Annotated in this window: 19 protein-coding genes and 1 riboswitch; of the genes, 9 read left to right on the top strand and 10 right to left on the bottom strand. The window is 51.2% G+C overall.

The features are described 5' to 3' along the window. Nucleotides 1–151: 151 nt before the first annotated feature. Nucleotides 152–721, bottom strand: coding sequence for a HutD family protein (locus tag LLG09_04460; protein MCE5196367.1), 570 nt, complete (start codon nt 719–721; stop codon nt 152–154). A gap of 271 nt (nt 722–992) precedes the next feature. Here LLG09_04460 and LLG09_04455 point away from each other — a divergent pair, with 271 nt between their 5' ends. Next, on the top strand, nt 993–2,141 hold the full coding sequence (locus tag LLG09_04455) for an aldo/keto reductase (GenBank protein MCE5196366.1): 1,149 nt from the start codon (nt 993–995) through the stop codon (nt 2,139–2,141). 211 nt (nt 2,142–2,352) lie between these two features. Here the strand turns inward: LLG09_04455 and LLG09_04450 are convergent, their stop codons facing one another. After that, nucleotides 2,353–2,625 carry a hypothetical protein gene (locus LLG09_04450; GenBank protein ID MCE5196365.1) on the bottom strand — a complete coding sequence of 91 codons (273 nt, stop codon included), beginning with the start codon at nt 2,623–2,625 and terminating at the stop codon, nt 2,353–2,355. 221 nt (nt 2,626–2,846) lie between these two features. Between LLG09_04450 and LLG09_04445 the strand changes: the two genes are divergently transcribed. From LLG09_04445 to LLG09_04425, 5 genes are read left to right on the top strand one after another with little or no spacing between them, the layout of a single operon-like run. Beyond that, nucleotides 2,847–3,857 carry an ABC transporter ATP-binding protein gene (locus LLG09_04445; protein MCE5196364.1) on the top strand — a complete coding sequence of 337 codons (1,011 nt, stop codon included), beginning with the start codon at nt 2,847–2,849 and terminating at the stop codon, nt 3,855–3,857. A 1-nt stretch (nt 3,858) separates the two neighbouring features. Next, nucleotides 3,859–4,674 carry an ABC transporter permease gene (locus tag LLG09_04440; GenBank protein ID MCE5196363.1) on the top strand — a complete coding sequence of 272 codons (816 nt, stop codon included), beginning with the start codon at nt 3,859–3,861 and terminating at the stop codon, nt 4,672–4,674. Beyond that, nucleotides 4,671–5,528 (top strand): ABC transporter permease, encoded by an 858-nt coding sequence (locus LLG09_04435; GenBank protein MCE5196362.1) that lies wholly within the window; start codon nt 4,671–4,673, stop codon nt 5,526–5,528. The genes LLG09_04440 and LLG09_04435 overlap by 4 nt, the downstream gene beginning before the upstream one ends. Before the next feature lie 3 nt (nt 5,529–5,531). Continuing rightward, nucleotides 5,532–6,851 (top strand): spermidine/putrescine ABC transporter substrate-binding protein, encoded by a 1,320-nt coding sequence (locus LLG09_04430; protein ID MCE5196361.1) that lies wholly within the window; start codon nt 5,532–5,534, stop codon nt 6,849–6,851. A gap of 12 nt (nt 6,852–6,863) precedes the next feature. Further along, a complete protein-coding gene (locus tag LLG09_04425; GenBank protein ID MCE5196360.1) occupies nt 6,864–7,544 on the top strand; it encodes a hypothetical protein in 681 nt (226 codons plus the stop codon). A gap of 107 nt (nt 7,545–7,651) precedes the next feature. Here the strand turns inward: LLG09_04425 and LLG09_04420 are convergent, their stop codons facing one another. From LLG09_04420 to ung, 8 genes are all read right to left on the bottom strand, one after another. Further along, nucleotides 7,652–9,328, bottom strand: coding sequence for a GGDEF domain-containing protein (locus LLG09_04420; GenBank protein ID MCE5196359.1), 1,677 nt, complete (start codon nt 9,326–9,328; stop codon nt 7,652–7,654). Between the two features lie 201 nt (nt 9,329–9,529). Then, nucleotides 9,530–10,075, bottom strand: a complete 546-nt coding sequence (gene raiA / locus LLG09_04415; GenBank protein ID MCE5196358.1) for a ribosome-associated translation inhibitor RaiA — start codon at nt 10,073–10,075, stop codon at nt 9,530–9,532. A 131-nt stretch (nt 10,076–10,206) separates the two neighbouring features. Next, the gene (locus tag LLG09_04410) at nt 10,207–10,941 is read right to left on the bottom strand and encodes a ComF family protein (GenBank protein MCE5196357.1); all 735 of its coding nucleotides are present in this window, start codon (nt 10,939–10,941) and stop codon (nt 10,207–10,209) included. Next, entirely contained in the window at nt 10,938–13,157 is a 2,220-nt protein-coding gene (locus tag LLG09_04405; GenBank protein ID MCE5196356.1) for an ATP-dependent RecD-like DNA helicase, read from the bottom strand. The genes LLG09_04410 and LLG09_04405 overlap by 4 nt, the downstream gene beginning before the upstream one ends. A gap of 162 nt (nt 13,158–13,319) precedes the next feature. Continuing rightward, nucleotides 13,320–14,534: a methionine adenosyltransferase gene (gene metK, locus LLG09_04400; protein ID MCE5196355.1), complete on the bottom strand. Its 1,215-nt coding sequence runs from the start codon at nt 14,532–14,534 to the stop codon at nt 13,320–13,322. Between the two features lie 115 nt (nt 14,535–14,649). Further along, nucleotides 14,650–14,752: riboswitch (SAM riboswitch) on the bottom strand. Nucleotides 14,753–14,828: 76 nt separating this feature from the next. Next, nucleotides 14,829–15,302 (bottom strand): SsrA-binding protein SmpB, encoded by a 474-nt coding sequence (smpB, locus tag LLG09_04395; GenBank protein ID MCE5196354.1) that lies wholly within the window; start codon nt 15,300–15,302, stop codon nt 14,829–14,831. A gap of 70 nt (nt 15,303–15,372) precedes the next feature. Continuing rightward, nucleotides 15,373–15,933: a thymidine kinase gene (locus LLG09_04390; protein ID MCE5196353.1), complete on the bottom strand. Its 561-nt coding sequence runs from the start codon at nt 15,931–15,933 to the stop codon at nt 15,373–15,375. Nucleotides 15,934–15,950: 17 nt separating this feature from the next. After that, the gene (gene ung / locus LLG09_04385; GenBank protein MCE5196352.1) at nt 15,951–16,667 is read right to left on the bottom strand and encodes a uracil-DNA glycosylase; all 717 of its coding nucleotides are present in this window, start codon (nt 16,665–16,667) and stop codon (nt 15,951–15,953) included. An 86-nt stretch (nt 16,668–16,753) separates the two neighbouring features. Here ung and LLG09_04380 point away from each other — a divergent pair, with 86 nt between their 5' ends. The 3 genes from LLG09_04380 (at nt 16,754) to LLG09_04370 (ending at nt 20,759) form a co-directional block, all read left to right on the top strand. Next, nucleotides 16,754–17,755, top strand: coding sequence for a GNAT family N-acetyltransferase (locus LLG09_04380; protein MCE5196351.1), 1,002 nt, complete (start codon nt 16,754–16,756; stop codon nt 17,753–17,755). 533 nt (nt 17,756–18,288) lie between these two features. Next, nucleotides 18,289–19,467: a cation diffusion facilitator family transporter gene (locus LLG09_04375; GenBank protein MCE5196350.1), complete on the top strand. Its 1,179-nt coding sequence runs from the start codon at nt 18,289–18,291 to the stop codon at nt 19,465–19,467. 266 nt (nt 19,468–19,733) lie between these two features. Next, nucleotides 19,734–20,759, top strand: coding sequence for a GerMN domain-containing protein (locus LLG09_04370; GenBank protein MCE5196349.1), 1,026 nt, complete (start codon nt 19,734–19,736; stop codon nt 20,757–20,759). Nucleotides 20,760–20,814: the final 55 nt, after the last annotated feature.

Raw genomic sequence — 20,814 nt, 5'->3', positions numbered from 1 at the left:
AATTAGATCGCAAGATGCCGTATTCGCTTACAATTAGATCGCAAGATGCCGTATTCGCTTACAATTAGATCGCAAGATGCCGTATTCGCTTACAATTAGATCGCAAGATGCCGTATTCGCTTACAATTGGATCGCAAGATGCCGTATTCGCTTACAATTGGATCGCGAGATGCAACGTCTCTTCCATTTGCAGGATCACTTCAACGCGTTCCTCTTCTGCCTGTAAATGCAGCAGCAATAAGTCCCCTGCCTGCACAGCGTAGACTGTGCCCTGCACCAAACAGTTGCCGGGTTTGGTAAAATAGAAGCCTTCAAATGCTTCCCGCCTGGTCGGCTCAATTTCCAGGCGCTTCCGCCGCGGCAGCAATTCCATTTGACCCTGACATTTTTTCAGCATCAGATTAAAGTCGCGCGCTTTGCCGATACAGGTTGTCTGCCAGCTGCCGGAGAAACTGTCAATCTGCAGCGGCTGCAGGGTGACACTGTGATGCCCCTCATGCCGCAGGGTCAAACTGCCCTGCAGAGGCGTTATCCACCGGTCAATTCCGGGCAGTTCTGTAAAGCTGGATGTTTCCGTTTCCACAGTGGCAGAACTGATGCGGAAGAGAAAATCACGCTCGGGGTAGCTGCCTTTTGGCGGCCAGAGAAACAGCTGTGTCGTGCTGCCGCCGCTCCAGGGCAAGGTCGTATAATCCTTTGCTGTTTGATGGAATACTTGCATGGATCTGCCTCTTTTCCTGCTGAATGTGTTTTCTAGTATAGCACAAGACGGCAGGCAGCGCTATCCCAATCGCTGATTTCAAGGTTTCGGTTGAACTATAGTTTATTTTACCGTTCAGACGAGTCAAAGCAGCAGGTTTGCCGCCTTGTAAATTTAAGTCACATCACAATCCTTTTAAACAACCTTTTTTTCTATCTTTGGCTGTGCAAAGAAGGGTTCTTTCCCAATCAGGTAGAATTAGTTATAAAACAGTTTGAAGGGAGCGAATTTTATGAATTATCGCAATTTAGGAAAAACCGGCTTACGGGTCAGCGAAGTTGGTTTGGGCTGCGAATATTTCGTCAAAGCTTCACCGGAAGAAGCCAGGCAGATGATCGATTATGCCATCAGCCAGGGGATCAATCTCATCGATGTGTTTATGCCCGATCCGGATGTCCGCAGTAAAATCGGTGATGCGCTCCAAGGGCAGCGGGATAAAATGTATGTGCAGGGTCATGTTGGCGCCGTAGTGGAAAACGGACAATACAAACGCAGCCGCGATCCGGAGCAATGTCAACTCTACATCGCAGATTTTCTGCAGCGCTTGCATACCGATTACATCGACATTGCCATGCTGCATTATGTCGACGAAATGTCCGATTGGCAGACGGTACTGGAGCACGGCATTCTCGATTATATGTGCGAACAAAAAGAAAAAGGTGTCTTTCATTTTCTCGGCGTCAGTTCGCATAATGCCGAAGTGGCGCAGGAAATTGTCAGGACCGGCAAAATCGATGTGGTGTTGTTCAGTATCAGTCCGATTTTCGATCTGGTCATGCCCAATGTGGATACTTTCTTTGAGATGAAAGACGAGGATAAATTCCCCACCACCGTAACCATCGACGAAGAACGCGTTAAATTCTACAATCTCTGCGCCGAGCGGAAGGTTGGTATTACCGCCATGAAAGCGCTGGCAGCCGGTTGTCTCCTGGATCCGGCCGATTCCCCGTTTGGCAAAGCCCTCACGGTAGCGCAGTGTGTGCAGTATGCCCTGGACCGTCCCGCGGTCAGCAGCGTATTGGTTGGCTGTAAAAATCTGGAGGAAGTAAAAGTCGCCGCCGCTTTTGCCCAAAACAGCGCAGCGGAGAAAGACTATCACGCTGTTTTAGCCGCAATTAATACAGGCGGCAGCAAAACCTGTATGTATTGCAATCATTGCCTGCCCTGCCCGATGCATATCAATATTGCCGAAATAACCAGATTGCTCGACTCCGCTAAAAATCACGGCATGACCGAAGCCCTGAAGCAGGCTTATGAAAATCTGGAGGTCAAACCGTCGGAATGCCTGGCCTGCGGCGACTGCGTGAAACGCTGTCCTTTCGGTTTGAATGTGACGCTGAATATGGAGACGGCCGCCAAATTGTTTGAGGAATGCTGCTAGAAGCAGGAAAAAAGAATCGGAGTCTCAGGCAATGCCGCAAATCCGGCGCGCGTTGCTTAAGACTCCCTTCCTTTTCTTATTAAGATTGCTACCCTCTGTTCTTTGCTGTTTTATACACAGCCGGCTTTGCTCCTTTTTGTCAGTCGCTGAAAATATACGCTTGCAGCGCCTGATCTATAAAAAGATTAAACTAAAAAACTGCCTGGTTTTCCTATTGTTCAGCTTTCTTCATTGGGAAACAAGCTGATATTGAACGATTCATCAGGATATTTTTCGGCAAACTGCCCGGTTTATCAACTGCCTGTGATAACCGGGCAGCTGATTTTGGCGCTTCTGCCGGTAGTCGAAGCCTTTTTATCCACCATTCATGGTGTATAACTTGTGGATAAGCTGAAAAGGATGGGGGAAACTCTATGGATAACCCGTTTTGCTCAGCGAAAATAAATTTTTTCGGCACGGTTGCGCCCGAAATAGCCGCTGGCAATTACCATTTGCTTTTCCACCGAAAACTACAAAATAAATATATCTGTGGCGAACGTTTTATGCTATAATTCTATTTGAAATTCGCATTCAGACGGATGCGAAAATTTTTTTCTAAGAGGTTTATGATGCAAGCAAAATCGAATTGGTCCAATACGTGACGATAAGAAGGAGAACTGCAGGATGAAAGATGAGAAAGTACTGATTAGTTTGCGCAATCTGGTAATGGAATACAATGGGGAACGCGTCCTGGATGATTTCAGCCTGGATATTCATGATAAAGAAGTGGTAACCTTGCTGGGACCTTCCGGCTGCGGCAAAACAACCACCTTACGGATTATCGGCGGATTTATCCGGCCAAAACAGGGAGACGTTCTGTTCGAAGGCAAAAAAATGAATGATTTGCCTTCCCATTTAAGGCCGGTCAACACTGTATTTCAGCGATATGCCCTTTTTCCCCATTTGAATGTTTATGAAAATGTTGCTTTTGGTCTTCGCGTTAAAAAATTGGCGGAAAAAGAAATCCAGTCTCGCGTCAATGAAATGTTTGAATTGGTCAACCTGCAGGGCTTCGAGCACCGCAACATCAACCAATTATCCGGCGGGCAGCAGCAGCGTGTTGCCATTGCCCGTGCTTTGGTCAATTACCCCCGGGTTTTATTGCTGGACGAACCTTTGGGTGCGCTCGATCTGAAGTTACGCAAGGATATGCAGAAAGAATTAAAACGCATCCAGGAAAACCTGGAAATCACCTTCATCTATGTCACCCACGATCAGGAGGAAGCCTTAACGCTTTCCGACCGCATTGTGGTAATGAAAGACGGTAAAATTCAGCAGATTGATACGCCGGTCAATATTTATAATGAACCCGTCAATGCCTTTGTGGCAGATTTTATCGGGGAAAGCAATATCGTGGACGGAATTATGCATGAGGATCTGCTGGTGGAATTTGCCGGTGTCAAATTCCCTTGCGTGGATCGCGGCTGGGATCGGATGGAACCGGTTGATGTGGTGATTCGTCCCGAAGATATGGTGATTGTCGCTCCGGAAGAGGGACAATTGAGCGGAATTGTGGAAAGCGTGATTTTTAAAGGTGTCCATTACGAAACCATGCTCAGCGCCCATGGCTTGCACTGGATGATCCATACCACGAAATTCGCCGAACCTGGCAAGCACATCGGTATCCAGATTGCCCCCGAAAACATCCAAATCATGGCAAAAATGGAGGGCAACTGAAATGTTTAAGTCCAAAACGGCCGCCGCTCCTTATCTGGTTTGGATGGTCATCTTTATTGTTGTACCGCTGTTTTTGATCGGTTATTTTGCCTTTACCAATGCGGAAGGTCAATGGACCCTTGAGAACATCTCGCAGGTTGGCAAATATATGCCGGTGCTGATGCGCTCCATCATTCTGGCTGCCATTGCCACGGCAATTTGTCTGCTGATCGCTTATCCTCTGGCCTATATCATGTCACGCCAGGTGGGCAACAACCAGCGCCTTCTGCTTTTGCTCGTGATGCTGCCCATGTGGATGAATTTTTTACTGCGCACCTATGCCTGGATGACTATCTTAGAGAAAACCGGTCTGATCAACCGTTTCCTGGGCCTATTCGGCATCGCGCCGCTGAATCTGATCAATACGCCCGGCGCCGTGGTGCTCGGCATGGTCTACAATTATCTGCCTTTTATGATCCTGCCGCTCTATACCATTATGATCAAGATCAGCGATTCTTTAATTGAAGCCTCGCGCGATCTGGGCGCCGGCTTCTTCGATATTTTCCGCCGCGTCGTCCTGCCTTTGAGCATCCCCGGCATCACCGCCGGTATCACTATGGTTTTTGTGCCGGCCATCTCCACCTTTATTATTTCCCGGATGTTGGGCGGCGGCGCCAATCTGCTGATCGGCGATCTGATTGATCTGCAGTTTTACGGCAACACCTATAATCCCAATCTGGGGTCCGCCATTTCGCTTGTTCTGATGGTGATTATCCTGCTCTGCATGAGCCTCCTCAACTCTTTTGATAATGAAGAAATGGAGGATGTGCTGTTATGAGAAACTTGAAATGGCTGAAAAGTTCTTATGTGGCAATGGTGATGGTCTTTCTCTATGCTCCCATTGCCGTGCTGATCACCTACTCCTTCAACGCCAATAAAAGCCGCGGCGCCTGGACCGGGTTTACCCTTGACTGGTATGGCAAGCTTTTTCAAAATGACGCCATCATCAGCGCGTTTGGCAATACGTTGCTGGTTGCCGCCATCTCTTCCGTTGTCGCCACGCTGGTCGGCACGGCGGCCGCCATCGGCATCAATTCGCTGAATTCCAAAGCAAAACAGCTCGTTCGCACAATCACCTATCTGCCCATCATCAACCCCGATATCATCACCGGTGTCTCCCTGATGCTGCTTTTTGTTTTTGCCAGAGAAAAGATGAATATTCCCATCAACGCCGGTTATCTGACCTTGATTTTGGCTCATATCACTTTCAATATTCCTTATGTTATTTTCAATGTCATGCCAAAGCTGCGTCAGCTGGATCAATTTACTTACGAAGCTGCGCTGGACTTAGGCTGCACGCCCTGGCAGGCTTTCCGCAAGGTGATCATTCCGGAGATTTCCCCCGCCATTTTCGCCGGTTTCCTGATGGCGCTGACCATGTCCATGGACGACTTTGTGATCAGCTATTTCACAACCGGTCCCGCCTCCCAGACTTTACCCATCCGCATCTACGCCATGACCCGCCGGCGGATCAGCCCGGAAATCAACGCGCTTTCCACAATCGTTTTTGTGGTGGTGCTGACAGTGCTGCTGATTTCTTATGTTTCGGAAGGTCAGAAGGAAAGAAAACTGCTGCGGCAGGAACGCGAAACCCGTCAAGCCCTCCATATCAGGAAAGAGGAGGAAGTGTAACAGATGAAAAAGAATATTCGTTTGCTTGCGCTCTTACTGAGCTGCGCTTTGTTGGCTGCTCCGTTTACCGGCCCGGTCCGCGCGGAAGAGCCAGCAGAAACAGCGGCGGAAACGGCGGCAGAGACCGCTGCGGCAGAACCCTTTGATTTTACCATCGATTACGCTTCCCTCGATATGGACTATTACGGTCAACTGGCGGATACCAACACCACCGTCAATGTCTTCAACTGGGGTGAATACATGGCGACCAATGATTCGGATTATGTGGATATCAACAAGGAATTTGCCGAACTGACCGGTATTCGGGTCATCTACGATAATTTTTCCACCAATGAAGAACTGTATGCCAAATTAAAAAGCGGCAGCGTCAGTTACGATGTGATCATTCCATCCGATTATATGGTTTCCCGCATGATCAAAGAAGAGATGCTGCTGCCCTTGGATTACAATCAGATTCCCAATGCGTCTTACATCATGGAAGAATTCCGCAATATGGCCTTTGACCCCAACGGCACCTACAGCGTCCCCTACAGTCGCGGCACGACCGGGATAATCTACAATACCGGCATCATTCCCGATGCCCCCACCAGTTGGAACGCGCTCTGGGACGCCAATTACATGGGGGAAATCCTGATGTTCGGCAGCCCCAGAGATGCCTTTGGTCTCACGCTGAAGAAACTGGGCTATTCGATGAACAGTGAAAATGCCAATGAGCTGCAGGAAGCGGTACGGGAACTGAAAATTCAGAAACCGCTGGTGCAGGCTTATGTCATGGATGAAATTTACGACAAAATGATCGCCGGTGAGGCGGTCATGGCACCCTATTATGCCGGCGACTTTTTTCAAATGCAGAAATCAAATCCGGACCTGGCCTTTTCGTTCCCCGAAGAAGGAGTCAACATGTTTGTTGACAGCACTTGTATTCCTGTGGTGGCCAACAATAAACTGGCCGCCGAAATGTATATCAATTTTCTCAACGAACCCAGTGTGGCCGCCATAAACATGGATTACATCGGCTATTCCACCGCCAATACCGGCGCTTTCGCCCTGCTGGGTCAAGAAATCACCGGGGATCCCATCCGCTATCCCTCCAGGGAAATTCTCGCCAAAGCCGAATCTTATGTCAATCTCAGCGACGAGGCAAACTCTCTGATGGATACGTTATGGGTTGAAGTACTGACCAGCGATGAAACCTACAATGCCTGGATCATGCCGATCTTTCTGATCGCCTGTCTTGCGGCGGCTTTGGGGATTAACCTATACCGTCATCGCAAACAAAAACAGTCGCAGCAGCCGGTCACGGTCAGCAAAATTAGCTACTAGGAGGGGATTTTCATGTTACCTGCATTGGTCATCCAAACCAGCAAATTGCTCGCCGATTTACCGCTGCATTACGCTGTCTGCGGTGGTTATGCCATCGATTTGTTTTTAAACAGAAAATCGAGGCTGCATTACGACCTGGATATTTCTGTTTGGCAAAAAGACCGCAACACCCTGATTCGCTTTATGCAGGCCAAAGGCTGGACGCTGTATGAAGCCTGCGGTGAGAATTTGGTCCACCGGATCGACGATCCGGAGGATCAAAAACTGCTGAAACGCAACCTTTTCTGCATCTATCCGGGCAATCGCACTTTCAAACTGCAGCCCGGCAAAGAAGCCGGATTTTTTAGCTGTGAAATGGAACAGAAAGAGCAGACCGAGCTCAACTACATTGAATTTCTCTTTGACCAGACCAACAGCAGCGATTTCCTCTATGCCCGCAACCCGGAAATCAAACGCAAACTCAGTCAGGCCATTCTGCAAAGAGGCGGCGTGCCTTATCTGGCGCCGGAATTGATTTTGCTTTACAAATCAAGCGATCCGGGACGGGAAGGTTATCAGCAGGATTATGAGACCGTACTGCCGCTGATGTCGGAAGAACAGCAGCAGTGGCTTAGCTTCGCGCTGAAAAAAGCCTACCCGCAGGGACATGTTTGGTTGAATTCCGTCCCCCGGAGCAGCAAACCGCTTCGCTGAAGTCTGGGCCGCAGACCAGCCGGGCAGAATTTTCGTCTTGCCGTTAAAAAAAACGCCATCCGCTTCTCTGTTGAAGAGAAGCGGACGGCGCTTTTCTCTTTTTTTTTTTAAAGATCCGATTTATGCTTTGCCTTCTGCCGGTACATCTCCTGATCCGCCTTTTTAAACAGCTGCTCCAGATCGACGTCTTCTGTCTGTGCTTGCCCGGCTGCCGCAAATCCCCAGGATGACCGGATCGGATGCAAATGCGAAGCGTTATATTGCCGGATGCGGCGTTCAAATTCCAACATCAGGGTCTCCGGCATCGCTCGCTCCTGTAGCTCCAGAATCACGGCGAATTCGTCCCCGCCGATGCGATAAGCGGTGCCATAGTCCTGAAATACATTTTGTATACAGGCGGCAAAACCGCAAATCAGCTCATCTCCTGCAAGGTGACCGAAATTATCATTGCTTTGTTTGAGGTTATCCATATCAAAAACGGCCACCGCCAAGCTTTTCGAGGCATCCGGTTGCTTTTGCCTTTGACTCATGTCAATTTCAAAGGCGGCTCGATTGCCCAGGTTTGTCATAGAATCGGTAAAAGCCATTTTCCGATAAATCTCCGCTGCGGTCAGACCGCGATAAAACGCCGCACTTTTTCTGATTGCCGAGACAGCCAGCAGTATAATAAAGACGAGAATACCCAGTTTGAACACCATGGCATAATTTGCATTGTCATCCGGTCTGGCAAAGTAATACTGAACGAGGCTGATCCCGGCACTGCAGCAGAGAACAAAGATACCGAGGATGATTTCGCGCAGATCTGTGCTTCGGTCATTCCGATATTCGAGCAAACCAATCACCGCCACGTAGATCAGCGTGACGGCAATCAGGAGGTGGCTGAGCAGAATAGTCTGAGCGAGGCTGGCAATCCCCGCGGCAGCCAAGCTTAAATTCAGCAAAAATGCAAAAACGGTCAGATAGCTCAGAACGTCCAAACCCACTTTCCCGCGCTGACAAATTTGGCGGACAAACAGCAAAAAAGCCGTCGGCATCAGCATCATGCTGCAGAAGGAAAGTAAATAAGCCACTTCTTTTCTGGGAAAAAAGAGCTGCAACGGCTTAATATCCGTCAGCAGCCAGGTTGCCGCCAGCAGGCTAAAGATCCCCAGATTTCTGAAAATAGCGCGGCTGCCCGCCATGCTGGTTTTATTGAAAAAAAATGTCACCGTTAAAAAAAACAGTCCCGCCAGGTAAATGATGACGCAATAGAGCAACTCAGGCGCAATTTCTCTCAGCAGGCGGATGGTCACCGCGCTTTTATTGCCAAGGACAAGCCGACGGATCCCCACATTCTGCTCTGCCGCATTCGTGCCCGTTGTAAAGGTCAGCCAACTGCCCTGCAGGTCCCGCGGCAGTTCAACCAGATGCAGGGTAAGATAGAAAGGTTTGCCGAAGATCGTCAAGCGATTTTCATTGGAAGCGTACAGCACAGTGTCTCCCGCAGTCACCGTCAGGTATTGATAATTCGTTTCGATGCAGAGGACGGCAAAATCCGGCAGGTAGCTCGGCAGCAGGCCGGCTAAAACCAAGGGCGCCTGCCCGGTCAGACCCGCAGAGTAGGGCAGACTCAGTTTGACGCCGTCCTGCTGCTGCAGCCAGCCGTCGGAAAGATCCTGTATTTCCTCCTGGTTGAGAACATAAGGGTCGGCAGCGGAATCGTGATAAGAATAGCAGACAAAAAGCAAAGCAATGCTTAAGGCGATTGAAAACAAAACGGTTAGCCATTGCTTTTTCGCTTTCACTTCATTTACTCCTTTGCCGCTGCGTTTTGAACGCCCGCTTCGTCTGGTTCCCGTCATCCATTCAGCAAATAGAAATTAATCTGACTCGATTATTCTTTACCATTCTAAATCATTCAACCGGTTAAGTCAATCACCCTTCTTCGGCAGAATCAATAAATCCCCCGGCTCTGCCGCCGGGGGATTTTTGCTTGTGCGCAATGCTTACTTCAGTTCCGGTTCGATCAAACCATACTTGCCATCGTTACGGCGATAAACCACATTCACTTCTTCGGTCTCGGCGTTAAGGAACATATAGAAGGTATGCGCCAGCATTTCCATTTCCATAATGGCTTCTTCCGGACTGATTGGCTTTAAGGCAAATCGTTTGACACGGATGATTTCCGGATCTTCGAGTTCTCTCTCTGCCGGACTTTTCTCTTCCGGCAGCCAAGCGCCGGTGCGGATGGAATCTCCGCTCTTGCGCTTGGTATTCCAGCGTGTTTTATATTTATCCAATTGTCTTTCCAATGTGTCCACAGCAGCATCGAAGGCGGCATAAAATTCAGGCGCAATGACTTCGGCGCGCAGACGGAACCCGGCCGCTGTGATCGTGATCTCAACTCGCTCCTGATCTTTGACTCTGCTGCAGTTGACCGCGGCTTCGATTTCCCGGTTGAGCAATTTGTCAAATTTACAAAGTTTTTTGCTTGCGTAACCGATCTGGTTTTCGTTGGGAGTAAAATGTTTCGCTTTGAACTGTAGGTTCATAGTCACACCTCTTTCTTGTGATACTAACCCGACAGGAGGCTTGCTCACCTGTCTTATTGCTACAGTTCAACAGACCAATTTCACTTTCCTTCTTTTTTCGGCTGTCTCAAAGCAACATTTCCCGCTATCCCTCAGAGTGTCAGGCCGGCCGTCAGACAGAAAACCTCTTTGGCGCCGGCTTGGCGCAGCGCAGCCGCGCAAAAGTGCAGGGTCGCTCCGGTGGTGTAAACATCGTCAATCAGCAGGTAAACCTGCCCGGCGGCCTGCAGGTGGGCAATCGGCTGATAAACATCCTTCAGCACCTGCCAGCGCTCTGCACGGTTGAGACCATGCTGATCGGGAGGTTGGCTCGTTTTGACCAGGGTATTCTGCAGCGGATAACCGCTCGTAACGCTGAGCGCTTCCGCCAGGAGTAAGGCGGGATTATAACCGCGCTCACGCAGGCGGGAGCGCGTCATCGGTACCCAAGTCAGCAGAGGTGTCTGTTCAAACTGGTATTGCGGCAGACGCCGCGCCGTTAATTCGGCGGCAAAAAAATCGGCCAGTGAGGGCTGAAAGCGGTACTTATAATCCAAGATCAGATCACGGCCTTTGTCTTGATAGGCAAGTAAGGCACGGTTGGCGGTAAAAGTTGTCTGCCGCTGCCGGCAGACACCGCAAATCGCACCGCCGGGAAACGGCGTCCCGCAGATGGGACATACGGGATCCGCTAAAAAAGGCAGCCCGGCATAGCAGCTTGGGCAGACGCCATGATCACTTTCCCTTTCGATCTTAGCCTGACAGAGCGAACATTGCCGCAGCGGCGGGAAAATCAGACTACCGACAGCCTGCAGCCAAGGGTAATAGCGCCAGGGTTTTTTTATCATCGGCCCAACCTCAGGCGCTCAGCCAGAGCGGTATAGCGTACGGCAACATCATTGCGCCGGACCGCCATCTGCATGGCGCGCTTGCTGCCAACCACAACAACCAGCTTTTTGCCGCGGGTAACGGCAGTATACAGGAGGTTGCGCTGCAGCATCACGGCATGCTGCGTCAGCAGCGGCAGAATCACCACAGGGTATTCGCTGCCCTGGCTTTTATGCACGGAGATGGCATAGCTCTGCACCAATTCGTCCAGTTCGTTGTCCTCATAGGCAATCAAATGGCTGCCCTCGCCGTCGACATATTCTACAACCAGGCTTTGCGCTTCGGCATCCACCGACATGATGCGGCCGATATCGCCGTTGAACACGGCTTTATCGTAGTTATTGCGGATTTGCATGACTTTGTCACCCAAACGGTAAGCCACTCCGTTGCGCTGCAGTTCCGCTTTGCCCCGGGCGGCCGGATTCAGGCGCTGCTGTAAGGCTTGATTCAAGCTTTCCACACCAACGCTGCCGCGGCGCATCGGTGTCAGCACCTGAATTCCTTCCAGCGGGTCGAGATTCAGAAAACTGGGCAGACGAACGGCTGCCAAATCGCAGACCAGCTGCAGGGCTTCTTCGCCATTTTCTTTTTCCATAAAAAAGAAATCGCTGTTTTGTTCCCCATAGAGCGGTACCTCTCCCCGGTTGATGCGATGTGCGTTGGTTACGATACGGCTCTCGGCCGCCTGCCGGAAAACAGTCCGCAATTGCACGACCGGCACCACACCGGAGGCAATCAGATCTTTCAGCACATTGCCGGGGCCGACGGGGGGCAGCTGATCCTGGTCTCCAATCAGAATCAAACGGCAGCCGTTGGGCAACGCTTTCAGCAAATGATAAAACAAGAGGCAGTCGATCATCGAGCTTTCATCCACGATCAATAAATCACAGCCCAGAGGATTGTCTTCATTGCGGGCAAAATCAACACCGCTGCCGGCCACAAAGCTGTATTCCAACAGGCGATGCAGAGTCTTCGCTTCCCGGCCGGTGACTTCGCTCAGGCGTTTGGCCGCCCGGCCGGTGGGCGCCGCCAATAAAACTTTGGCGCCCAATTGCAGATAAAGCGCCACCAAAGCCCGCACAATCGTGGTTTTACCGGTGCCCGGTCCGCCGGTAATGATCGTCAGGCTGTTATGCAGCGCTTCCTGTAAAGCGATGCGCTGTTCCGGTGCAAAAGTAATCTGCTGCTGTGCTTGCAACTGCAGCAGTTTTAGCTGAAAATCGTCTTCTCCGGTTGTCTCCTGCAGCAAAGTCGGCAGATTCGCCGCACCCAAATTCAACAGCAGCCGCAGCCGCTGCGCCGTATTGGTTTCGGCAAGATAAAAAGGCAGCAAATAGATCCGCCGCCTGCCGCCGGCTTCCGCTTCCGCCACAAAATCGCCGCTGCTCAGCAAAGACAGCAGCGCCGTCTGCAGCAAGGCGTTTTCCACTTTCAGATATTCCGCCGCTTTTTCCAGCAGGAGCTCTTCCGGATAATAACAATGGCCGTCATTGACTTGCTCGCTCAAAACAAAACTGAGTCCGGCGCGCAGGCGTTTGGGATCAGTCTCCTGCACACCCAGTTTTTTGCCGATTTCGTCGGCCGTGCGGAAGCCGATGCCAAACACTTCATCGGCCAAACGGTAGGGGTTTTCACGGATCAAGGCAATCATATCGACGCCGCTTTGCCCCTGATAATGTTTATAAATGCGCAGCGCCAGATGCGGACTGATCTCAAAGCCCTGTAAATAGATCATAAAAGCTTCGATTTGTTGATTCGCCTGCAGGTCCCGCTGCATCTGCACGGCCATTTTGGCTGTGATGCCGCGAATCTCCTGCAACCGCTGCGGCTCTTCCCGGATCACACGCAGGATTTCTTTACCGAACTTTTGCACCATGGCTTCCGCCCGTTTATGTTTGATTCCTTTCAGCAGACCGGAACCAAGGTAGCGAATCAGACCGTTCTCGGTGGTTGGCAGCAGGATCTCGCTTTTCTCGGCCCGGAATTGACGGCCGAAGGTGGCATGAGTGATCCAATCGCCTTCCAGGCGCAATTGCTCTCCTTCTTTGACCGCAGGAAAGTGACCGACCACCGTAACCGGCAGTTGTTTGCCCGGCAGTTCCAGACGCAGCACGGTATAAAAGTTCTCTGTGTTATGAAAAGTAATTCTGCGTACCGTGCCTTCCAATAAAACCATGCCAGCCGCCGCCTTTCTCTCAAGCAAAAAAAATCGTTTTCCCTGCAAACACCGGTTTCCTGTTGATTATAGCACAGGACCGCGGCGAATCCAAGTAAAACTCCCCTGTATCGCCGCAACCTTAGGCTGCGGCGATACAGGGGAGTTGCATTGCTCCGCCGATTACACGGCTGACGCGCTGATTTTGAGTGCGGCGTTGGCCAGAATTTGAGCCATATCTGTCTTTTCCCAGCTCAGGTCCAAATCGCTGCGTCCGAAGTGACCGTAACAGGCCACCTGACGATAGATGGGACGGCGCAGGTTGAGGCGATTGATAATAGCGGCCGGACGCATGTCAAAATACTGGCGCACCAGCTTGACCAGTTGGTCTTCTCCTAACTTGCCGGTGCCGAACGTATTCAGCATCACCGAAACCGGCTGCGCGACCCCGATGGCGTAGGCAAGCTGCAGTTCGCAGCGGTCGGCCAAACCGGCTGCTACCAGATTTTTAGCGATATAACGCGCCATATAAGCGGCCGAACGATCGACTTTGGTGGGATCCTTGCCGGAAAAAGCGCCGCCGCCGTGGCTGGCCATGCCGCCGTAGGTATCGACAATGATTTTACGGCCGGTCAAGCCGGAATCGCCATGCGGACCGCCGATCACAAAACGTCCGGTCGGGTTGATCAGATAGCGGGTCTGTTCATCCAGCAAATGCGCAGGCAAAGCCGGAATAATCACCTGCTGCAGGATTTCCCGGCGAATTTCTTCCTGCGAGACATCCGGCGCATGCTGCGTGGATAAAACAACGGTAGCAATCCGCACGGGGACATTCCCCTCATATTCTACGGTCACCTGGCTTTTGCCGTCGGGCCGCAGCCAGGGCAGCAGACCTGACTTGCGCACCGCCGCCAATCTGTGGGTCAGCTGATGGGCATACTGAATCGGAGCGGGCATCAGCTCCGGCGTTTCATTGCAGGCAAAGCCAAACATCATGCCCTGGTCACCGGCGCCCAGCCAATTATCCGCCGTTTCTTTCTCGCTGCCTTCCTTCAACTCCAGGGCGGCATTGACACCCATGGCAATATCCGCCGATTGCTCGGTGATGGAAGTGAGTACAGCACAGTTTTCTGCGTCAAAACCATATTTACCGCGGGTGTAGCCAATTTCCTCGATGACCTGCCGCACGATACTGGGAATATCCACATAAGTTGTGGTGGTGATTTCCCCCATGACCAGCGCCAGTCCGGTGCAGACGATTGTCTCGCAGGCGACTCTTGCTCCTTTGTCGCTGCTTATAATCGCATCGAGGATGCCATCGGAAATCTGATCGCACATCTTATCAGGATGTCCTTCGGTAACCGATTCCGAAGTGAAATAGTGACGTTCTTTGTTCATCATCGTTTCCTCCCTACCTTAAGATCAAACCGTGTACTGACAGGTCTTCTCGGGATCTGTCGGCGCAAAAAAGGCCTCTGCCCATAGAAGCAGAGGTCTTTGCGTTTTGCATATACACTCATCTGCCACAAGCTTTTGTGCAGGATTTGGCACCGTACCGCAGCGCAGCCGGTTGCCGGGTTTCATCGGGCCTGTCCCTCCACCGCTCTTGATGAGAATTTAATTGTCAGGAAGGAATTATACACAGTTTTTGCCCGCTTGTCAAGTTCCCGACCTGCGGGATTCTGTCAAAGTTTAATTGTAACGGTTCGTTTGCTTCGTGGCGCGCGCGCTTTCCAGCCTGGCGGCTTTATCGGCCTCATCGTCCCGCTTGTCATACATTTTTTTGCCTTGGGCAATCCCCAGTTCCACCTTGACCAGGCCCTCTTTGAGATAGAAGGAAATCGGCACGAGGGTCAGGCCTTTTTCTTTGACCGCACTCTGCAGTTTGAGAATTTCACGCTTATGCAACAGCAGCCGGCGCGCCCGCAGGGGATCCACATTGAAGCGATTGCCGGCCTCATAAGGGCTGATATGCACGTTTTGCAGCCAGCACTCCCCTTTTTCCACCCGGGCATAGCTGTCTTTCAGGTTCAAGCGGCCGAGACGGATTGATTTCACTTCCGTACCCCGCAATTCGATGCCGGCTTCGAAGGTCTCCAGAATGAAATAATCATGCCGCGCTTTGCGGTTCTGCGCCAGTTGTTGATTGCCGGATTTCTTGGCCATGGGATCACCGTCTTTCTCTTGATGATTGTCTTGATTGTAACCCGCAGCACGCCGGGCAGGCAAGGCCTGCTTAACTCAGCCTGCCTTCGCGCCAGCATTTATAGCAAAGCGGTGTGTAGCGTTCGTTGCCGCCGATTTCAATTTGAGCGCCTTCATAGACAATGCCATGCTCGTTATAGCGCGCGTTGACGGTTGCTTTGGCGCCGCAGTGACAGATGGATTTGATCTCCACCACACTCTCCGCCAATTCCATTAAGCGCTCGCTGCCTTCAAACAGCCGCGTGCGAAAATCGGTGCGCAAACCGTAGCAAAGCACGGGCATATCGCGATCGACCGTGATGTTTTTCAGTTCCTCCACTTGTTTGCCGGTCAAAAACTGAGCTTCGTCAACAATGATCACCTGATGCTCCGCCTGCAGCAATTCGGCGAAGGTTTGCTCCCGGTTGAGCAGTTTGCAAGGCGCTTCCAAACCGACCCGGGAACGGATCACGGCATTCTCCTCCCGCGTATCCAGGGAAGGCTTGACCAACAGCACATGATAACCGCGCTCGCGATAATTGAACTCCACCATCAAGGCTTGCGCCGATTTGCTGCTGCCCATGGTACCGTAACGAAAATATAATTTTGCCATCTCCTCTTACCCCTTCCCTAGGCTGGTAAATTCCAATCAACCGGCGGCAGGCCGTTGCTTTGCAAAAACAAATTCGCCTGTGAAAAATGACGGCAGCCGAGAAACCCCCGCCAGGCGGATAAACCGCTGGGATGCGGCGCTTCCAGCACACGGTGGCGATTGGTATCGATCAGCGCCCGCTTGCTCTGCGCTTCCTTGCCCCAGAGCATAAAAACCAGCGGTTGCGGCCTTGCGCTGAGACTCTTGATTACCGCATCGGTAACGCTTTCCCAGCCGATGCCGCGATGACTGCCGGCGACCGCCGTGGCGGCCGCTCCCTGCCGGACTTCTTCCAAACCGGGACCGGCTACCGTCAGAATCGTATTCAGCAAAAAAACACCCTGGCACAGCCAGGCCGCCAGGCTGCCGTGCGGCGGCATGGCCAACCCTAAGTCCGCCGCCAACGCCCGATGGATATTGTGCAAACTGGAAGGAATTTTTCTATTTTTTGAAACGGAGAAGGCAAAACCTTCTGCTTCGCCGAAATGTAAATAAGGATCCTGTCCCAGAATCACGACCCGGACTTGCGCAAACGGCACCGCCTGAAAAACCCGAAATACCTGCTCCGCCGGGGGATAAACGACTCTCCGCTGATACTCCTGCTGCAGGAACAGCAGCATTTGCCGATAGTCCGGCGTATTGATCACCTGCGTCAGCTGCGCCTGCCAGTCGGCCGGCAACAAGAAAGCAGACACCGCTTCATCTCCCCCGACAGCCTTTATCAGACCGCTACTTTACCGCTATTATAGCACAAACATTTTTGAAATGGGAGGGATTTTCAATGTTATTGGTTCGCTTCGCCACCCTGGCGGATACTCTGGGGATTCACGAAGTTCACCGCAGCGATGTGAAAGTCTGGCATCATCGTCTGACCGAAGCAGACGGCAGCCAGCGGCGCGTCGAAGCCGAATGGCGTGACTGCAGTCTCCTAGATCGCTGGGAACATGGCGGCGCCTGGATGAGCCCTGAGCTCTGCGCCATCCATCTCAATCGGCTTTTGCTGCAGGGGCATATCCCGTTGGTTGCCGAACTGAACGGTAAAATTGTTGGTGAATTGGAACTGATCCTTGGCGACGACCCGCTCTATGGTTACAATGCCAATCTTTCCGTCATGTACATCCATGCCGATTACAGGGGGCAGGGCGTCGGCACGCTGATGATGCAGGACGCGCTGGAATTGCTGGGACAAATCGGCTGCACAACGCTCACCACCTATGATCCGGCTGCCGCGACTTTTTATGAGAAATTCTCCATGCAAAAAGAAATGGAATATTACCAGGTCAACGTCAACACACAGCCGCCGCAGACCTCGCCGCTGCGGGTCCGCACGGTCTCTCTGCGCAGGCTGTGGCAAACCAGAGCCGACAGCGCGCTGTTCGCGCAGAATCTGCTCTCCGGCCGCATTGTTTCGCAAACTCAACTGCTGCAGCTGCTCTCCGATGAGGAAGACCCGGGTGAGTATGCCATCGATTTTAATTTGCGCCCCAAAGAAATGAGTTTTGTGCTGCAGGAGGGGAGCGAGAAATCTCTTTGCGTTTTGCGCGACCGAACCGGACTCTATGACACCGCCGCTGTCCATCTCTGGGGGAGACGCCTTACTGCCGGCTTGATTGCCGCCGTGCTCAGACGAGCTCAGCAGCTGAGGATCAATCACCTGGCTTTTTCGGTCAGGTCAGAGGATTTGGCTCTTTTTGAACCGTTCACCGATCACATCCCAACGGCCGCGACTTCGGTTTATGTTCTGCATTTAGCGCCGCAGGAACACAACGAAGCCCTTGCATGAAGGTCGAAGGGCCAGCGTTTGCTTGCAAAAAAGGCTGCTGCCGGGCGGGCAACGGCCTTTTTTTTGATCAGCTTTTTGATCAGCTTTTTAAAATTCCCCCGTTATCGTAACGGCGGCACTGCAGCATTTTTGGCATTTCCCGCACGGATGCCGGCGCAGATTGGAACCCGGATGAGCCATGATCCATGAAAAATCCCAGCTGCAAATCGCCGAATCAAATGACAGCCTGAATCATAATCCGTACTATATGGTGGGCGATTAAACTTGCAATTTTCCAAAACTGAATTCAGCGCGGTCTGAGGCTTGACACAGCGATAATGATAGGATATAATTAAATTATCTCTTTGCACTGCATAAAATCTACAGTACAATCTGAGCAGGCGATGAATCAAATCTTTCAATTTGATTGATGGGGCTGGGTCGTTGATTCGACAACGGATGGATTTTTAAACATCTGTGGGACAGTAGCATGTTCCACAGGTGTTTTTTATCTCTGTGGAAATGAGAAATCGGAAGCTTCGGGGAGCGATAGTATGACTCAATTTCTATTAAGAAAATTCATCCCGGATTATGAGGATACCAATAGTGCCAAAGTCCGCACGGCCTATGGAACGCTGGCCAGCATGGTGGGCATTTTCTGCAATGCCTTACTGTTTATGGCTAAATTGGCCATCGGCCTTGGCATCAACAGTATCTCCATCATGGCCGATGGTTTCAATAACTTATCGGATGCCGCTTCTGCCGTCATCAGTTTGGTGGGCGTGAAATTGGCGGAAAAAACAGCGGATAAAGAGCATCCCTTCGGTCACGGCAGGTTTGAGTACATTGCCGCTTTGATCGTTTCTTTTCTGATCCTTTATATCGGCTTCAGCCTGCTCGTCAGTTCCGTCACGAAAATCCTCAATCCGGAAAAAATCGGTTTCAGCTGGCTGTTTATCTGCATTTTGACAGCCTCCGTGCTGGTGAAAATTTGGCTGTCCCGCTTTTATTCTCTCTTTGGTCACCGTATCAATTCCGTGATTTTAAAAGCCACCTCAGCCGATGCACGCAACGATGTTTTTGTCACCTCTGCGACCATCCTGTCTGTCCTGATTGAAAAATTGACCGGTTTTCCCATTGATGGCTGGACCGGCTTGGCGGTCTCCGTCGTTGTTCTGTTCTCCGGCTTTAAGATTGCCAAAGACACCCTGATGCCGCTGTTAGGCGAAGCCCTCGATAAGGACGTCTATGACACTATCACAAAGAAGGTCGAGAGTTATGACGGCATCCTGGGCAGTCATGACTTGATCGTGCACAATTATGGCCCCTCCAATATCATGGCAAGCATTCATGCCGAAGTAGCCAATAATTCCAGTGTGGAAGTCATCCATGAAACCATCGATAAAATCGAGCGTGATTTTTCCAAGGAGATGGGGATTTTTCTGGTCATCCATATGGATCCGATTGAAATCAACGATAAAAGGGTTTTGGACAGTAAAAATATGATCGAGCAGATCCTTCTGGAACTTGATCCCAAAACTGCCATTCACGATTTCCGAACCGTGAACGGGGAGCAATCGGTCAATCTGATTTTTGATCTGGTGGTACCGCATTCCTATAATGAGAAAGACAAACAAAATTTGCTGGACCGCGTTACCCAAACGGTCAGCCAGGTATCACCGCGATATCATTGCAGCATTACCATTGAAAACGGGTTTGTGGTAGAAAATTAAAAAAATAAGCAACCGGCTCCCGGCAGGATGCGCAGGACAATCAGCCTGTTTGGAGCTTTTTTCTCGCTGACGGACCGCTCCTGCCACTAACAGCTTTGTGGCTTCCTGGCTGTCGCCGGCGGCCGGCCTCACCCGGCTGCAACTTTTCGATTCTTTGTTGCGTCTAAAACAGCGATACGCAGCTCTTTGCTCCGCTCTCTCCGCAAGAGAAAAAAACCCCGGACGTTTTTCGTATCAATCGTCCCAGAAAAGGAGAGTATGATCTGATGAAAAAAACACGATTGATCCTGCTTGCCGCTTTGCTCTGTCTCTTGGCCGCCTGCAATCGGACAGCGCCGGCGCAAATTCTGGATTATTTCCCTTTGACCGGCAACGTACATTTGGTCTACCAGGGGGAAGGCAACGAATATGCCGAATTTGAGACCTATGTGGATTACCAGAACAATTCCGCCATTCAATTAAGGCAACGGAATCCCGGCACGACTTCTGTGAGCGTTTATGTCCTGGAAAACGGTATGCTGAAAAAAGTCTATAGCGCAGGAGAAACCTATTTCCGGATCAATGCAATGGCCTTGCGCGAAGAAGCGGAAATCATGCTGAAAGAACCGCTGCAGACAGGCACTTCCTGGACGCTGAGCAACGGCTCCACCCGCAGCATCACCGCCATGCAGAAAAAAGTCACGGTTCCCAGCGGTACTTTCAACGCGCTGGAAATTACGACAGTGACTGCCGATGCAACCAGCAGAGATTACTATGCTCCCGGCATCGGTTTGATTCTGCGTGAATTCATGCCCAAGACAGATCCCAACACAAAAATCAGCAGCGCTCTGCTGAAAATGGAAACCGATGTGCCCCTGGAGCAGACGGTCCGCTTTTATTACCCGGATTTTGATCGCGGGCAACTGGTTTATCTGGAACAGACGGTCAGGCTGTTCAGCAATGATGAGATCTATGAGGCCTTCACAAAACAAATGCAGCAGGTTCCGCAAGGCAGCGGTTTGCAGCCGTTGCTGTCCAAGTCTGCTTCCGTACTGGGTGTGCGCTACGACCGGGAAAGCGGCCTGCTGACGGTGGATCTTTCCGCTGAATTTGTCAGCGATATGAATGCCGGTACCACTTTGGAATCCATGCTGTTAAACAGTGTGGCTAACACCTTCGGCAATTATTTTCAAACCGATCGGGTCGCCATCACCATTGCCGGCAAACCCTATGCTTCGGGACATATCCTTTTTGAGGAAGGCGAGTATTTGACGGCGGATTGGCAGAACATCCAGGCCTGGCAAACGAAATAAGACCGACCAACCCCTTGAACTGTAAAGGACGGGTTCAAGGGGTTTTTTCTGCCCC

It is taken from the genome of Negativicutes bacterium (assembly GCA_021372785.1).
Lineage (GTDB): Bacteria > Bacillota > JAAYKD01 > JAAYKD01 > JAAYKD01 > JAJFTT01.
Note: the sequence above shows the minus strand (reverse complement) of the source record. Positions and strands in the feature narration are given on the sequence as shown.

Bases quoted from the DNA above. Each gene is read 5' to 3' on its own strand.
- LLG09_04460 (MCE5196367.1), bottom strand. From the start codon at position 721: ATGCAAGTATTCCATCAAACAGCAAAGGATTATACGACCTTGCCCTGG.
- LLG09_04455 (MCE5196366.1), top strand. From the start codon at position 993: ATGAATTATCGCAATTTAGGAAAAACCGGCTTACGGGTCAGCGAAGTT.
- LLG09_04445 (MCE5196364.1), top strand. From the start codon at position 2,847: ATGGAATACAATGGGGAACGCGTCCTGGATGATTTCAGCCTGGATATT.
- LLG09_04440 (MCE5196363.1), top strand. From the start codon at position 3,859: ATGTTTAAGTCCAAAACGGCCGCCGCTCCTTATCTGGTTTGGATGGTC.
- LLG09_04435 (MCE5196362.1), top strand. From the start codon at position 4,671: ATGAGAAACTTGAAATGGCTGAAAAGTTCTTATGTGGCAATGGTGATG.
- LLG09_04430 (MCE5196361.1), top strand. From the start codon at position 5,532: ATGAAAAAGAATATTCGTTTGCTTGCGCTCTTACTGAGCTGCGCTTTG.
- LLG09_04425 (MCE5196360.1), top strand. From the start codon at position 6,864: ATGTTACCTGCATTGGTCATCCAAACCAGCAAATTGCTCGCCGATTTA.
- raiA (MCE5196358.1), bottom strand. From the start codon at position 10,075: ATGAACCTACAGTTCAAAGCGAAACATTTTACTCCCAACGAAAACCAG.
- LLG09_04410 (MCE5196357.1), bottom strand. From the start codon at position 10,941: ATGATAAAAAAACCCTGGCGCTATTACCCTTGGCTGCAGGCTGTCGGT.
- LLG09_04405 (MCE5196356.1), bottom strand. From the start codon at position 13,157: ATGGTTTTATTGGAAGGCACGGTACGCAGAATTACTTTTCATAACACA.
- metK (MCE5196355.1), bottom strand. From the start codon at position 14,534: ATGAACAAAGAACGTCACTATTTCACTTCGGAATCGGTTACCGAAGGA.
- smpB (MCE5196354.1), bottom strand. From the start codon at position 15,302: ATGGCCAAGAAATCCGGCAATCAACAACTGGCGCAGAACCGCAAAGCG.
- LLG09_04390 (MCE5196353.1), bottom strand. From the start codon at position 15,933: ATGGCAAAATTATATTTTCGTTACGGTACCATGGGCAGCAGCAAATCG.
- LLG09_04380 (MCE5196351.1), top strand. From the start codon at position 16,754: ATGTTATTGGTTCGCTTCGCCACCCTGGCGGATACTCTGGGGATTCAC.
- LLG09_04375 (MCE5196350.1), top strand. From the start codon at position 18,289: ATGACTCAATTTCTATTAAGAAAATTCATCCCGGATTATGAGGATACC.
- LLG09_04370 (MCE5196349.1), top strand. From the start codon at position 19,734: ATGAAAAAAACACGATTGATCCTGCTTGCCGCTTTGCTCTGTCTCTTG.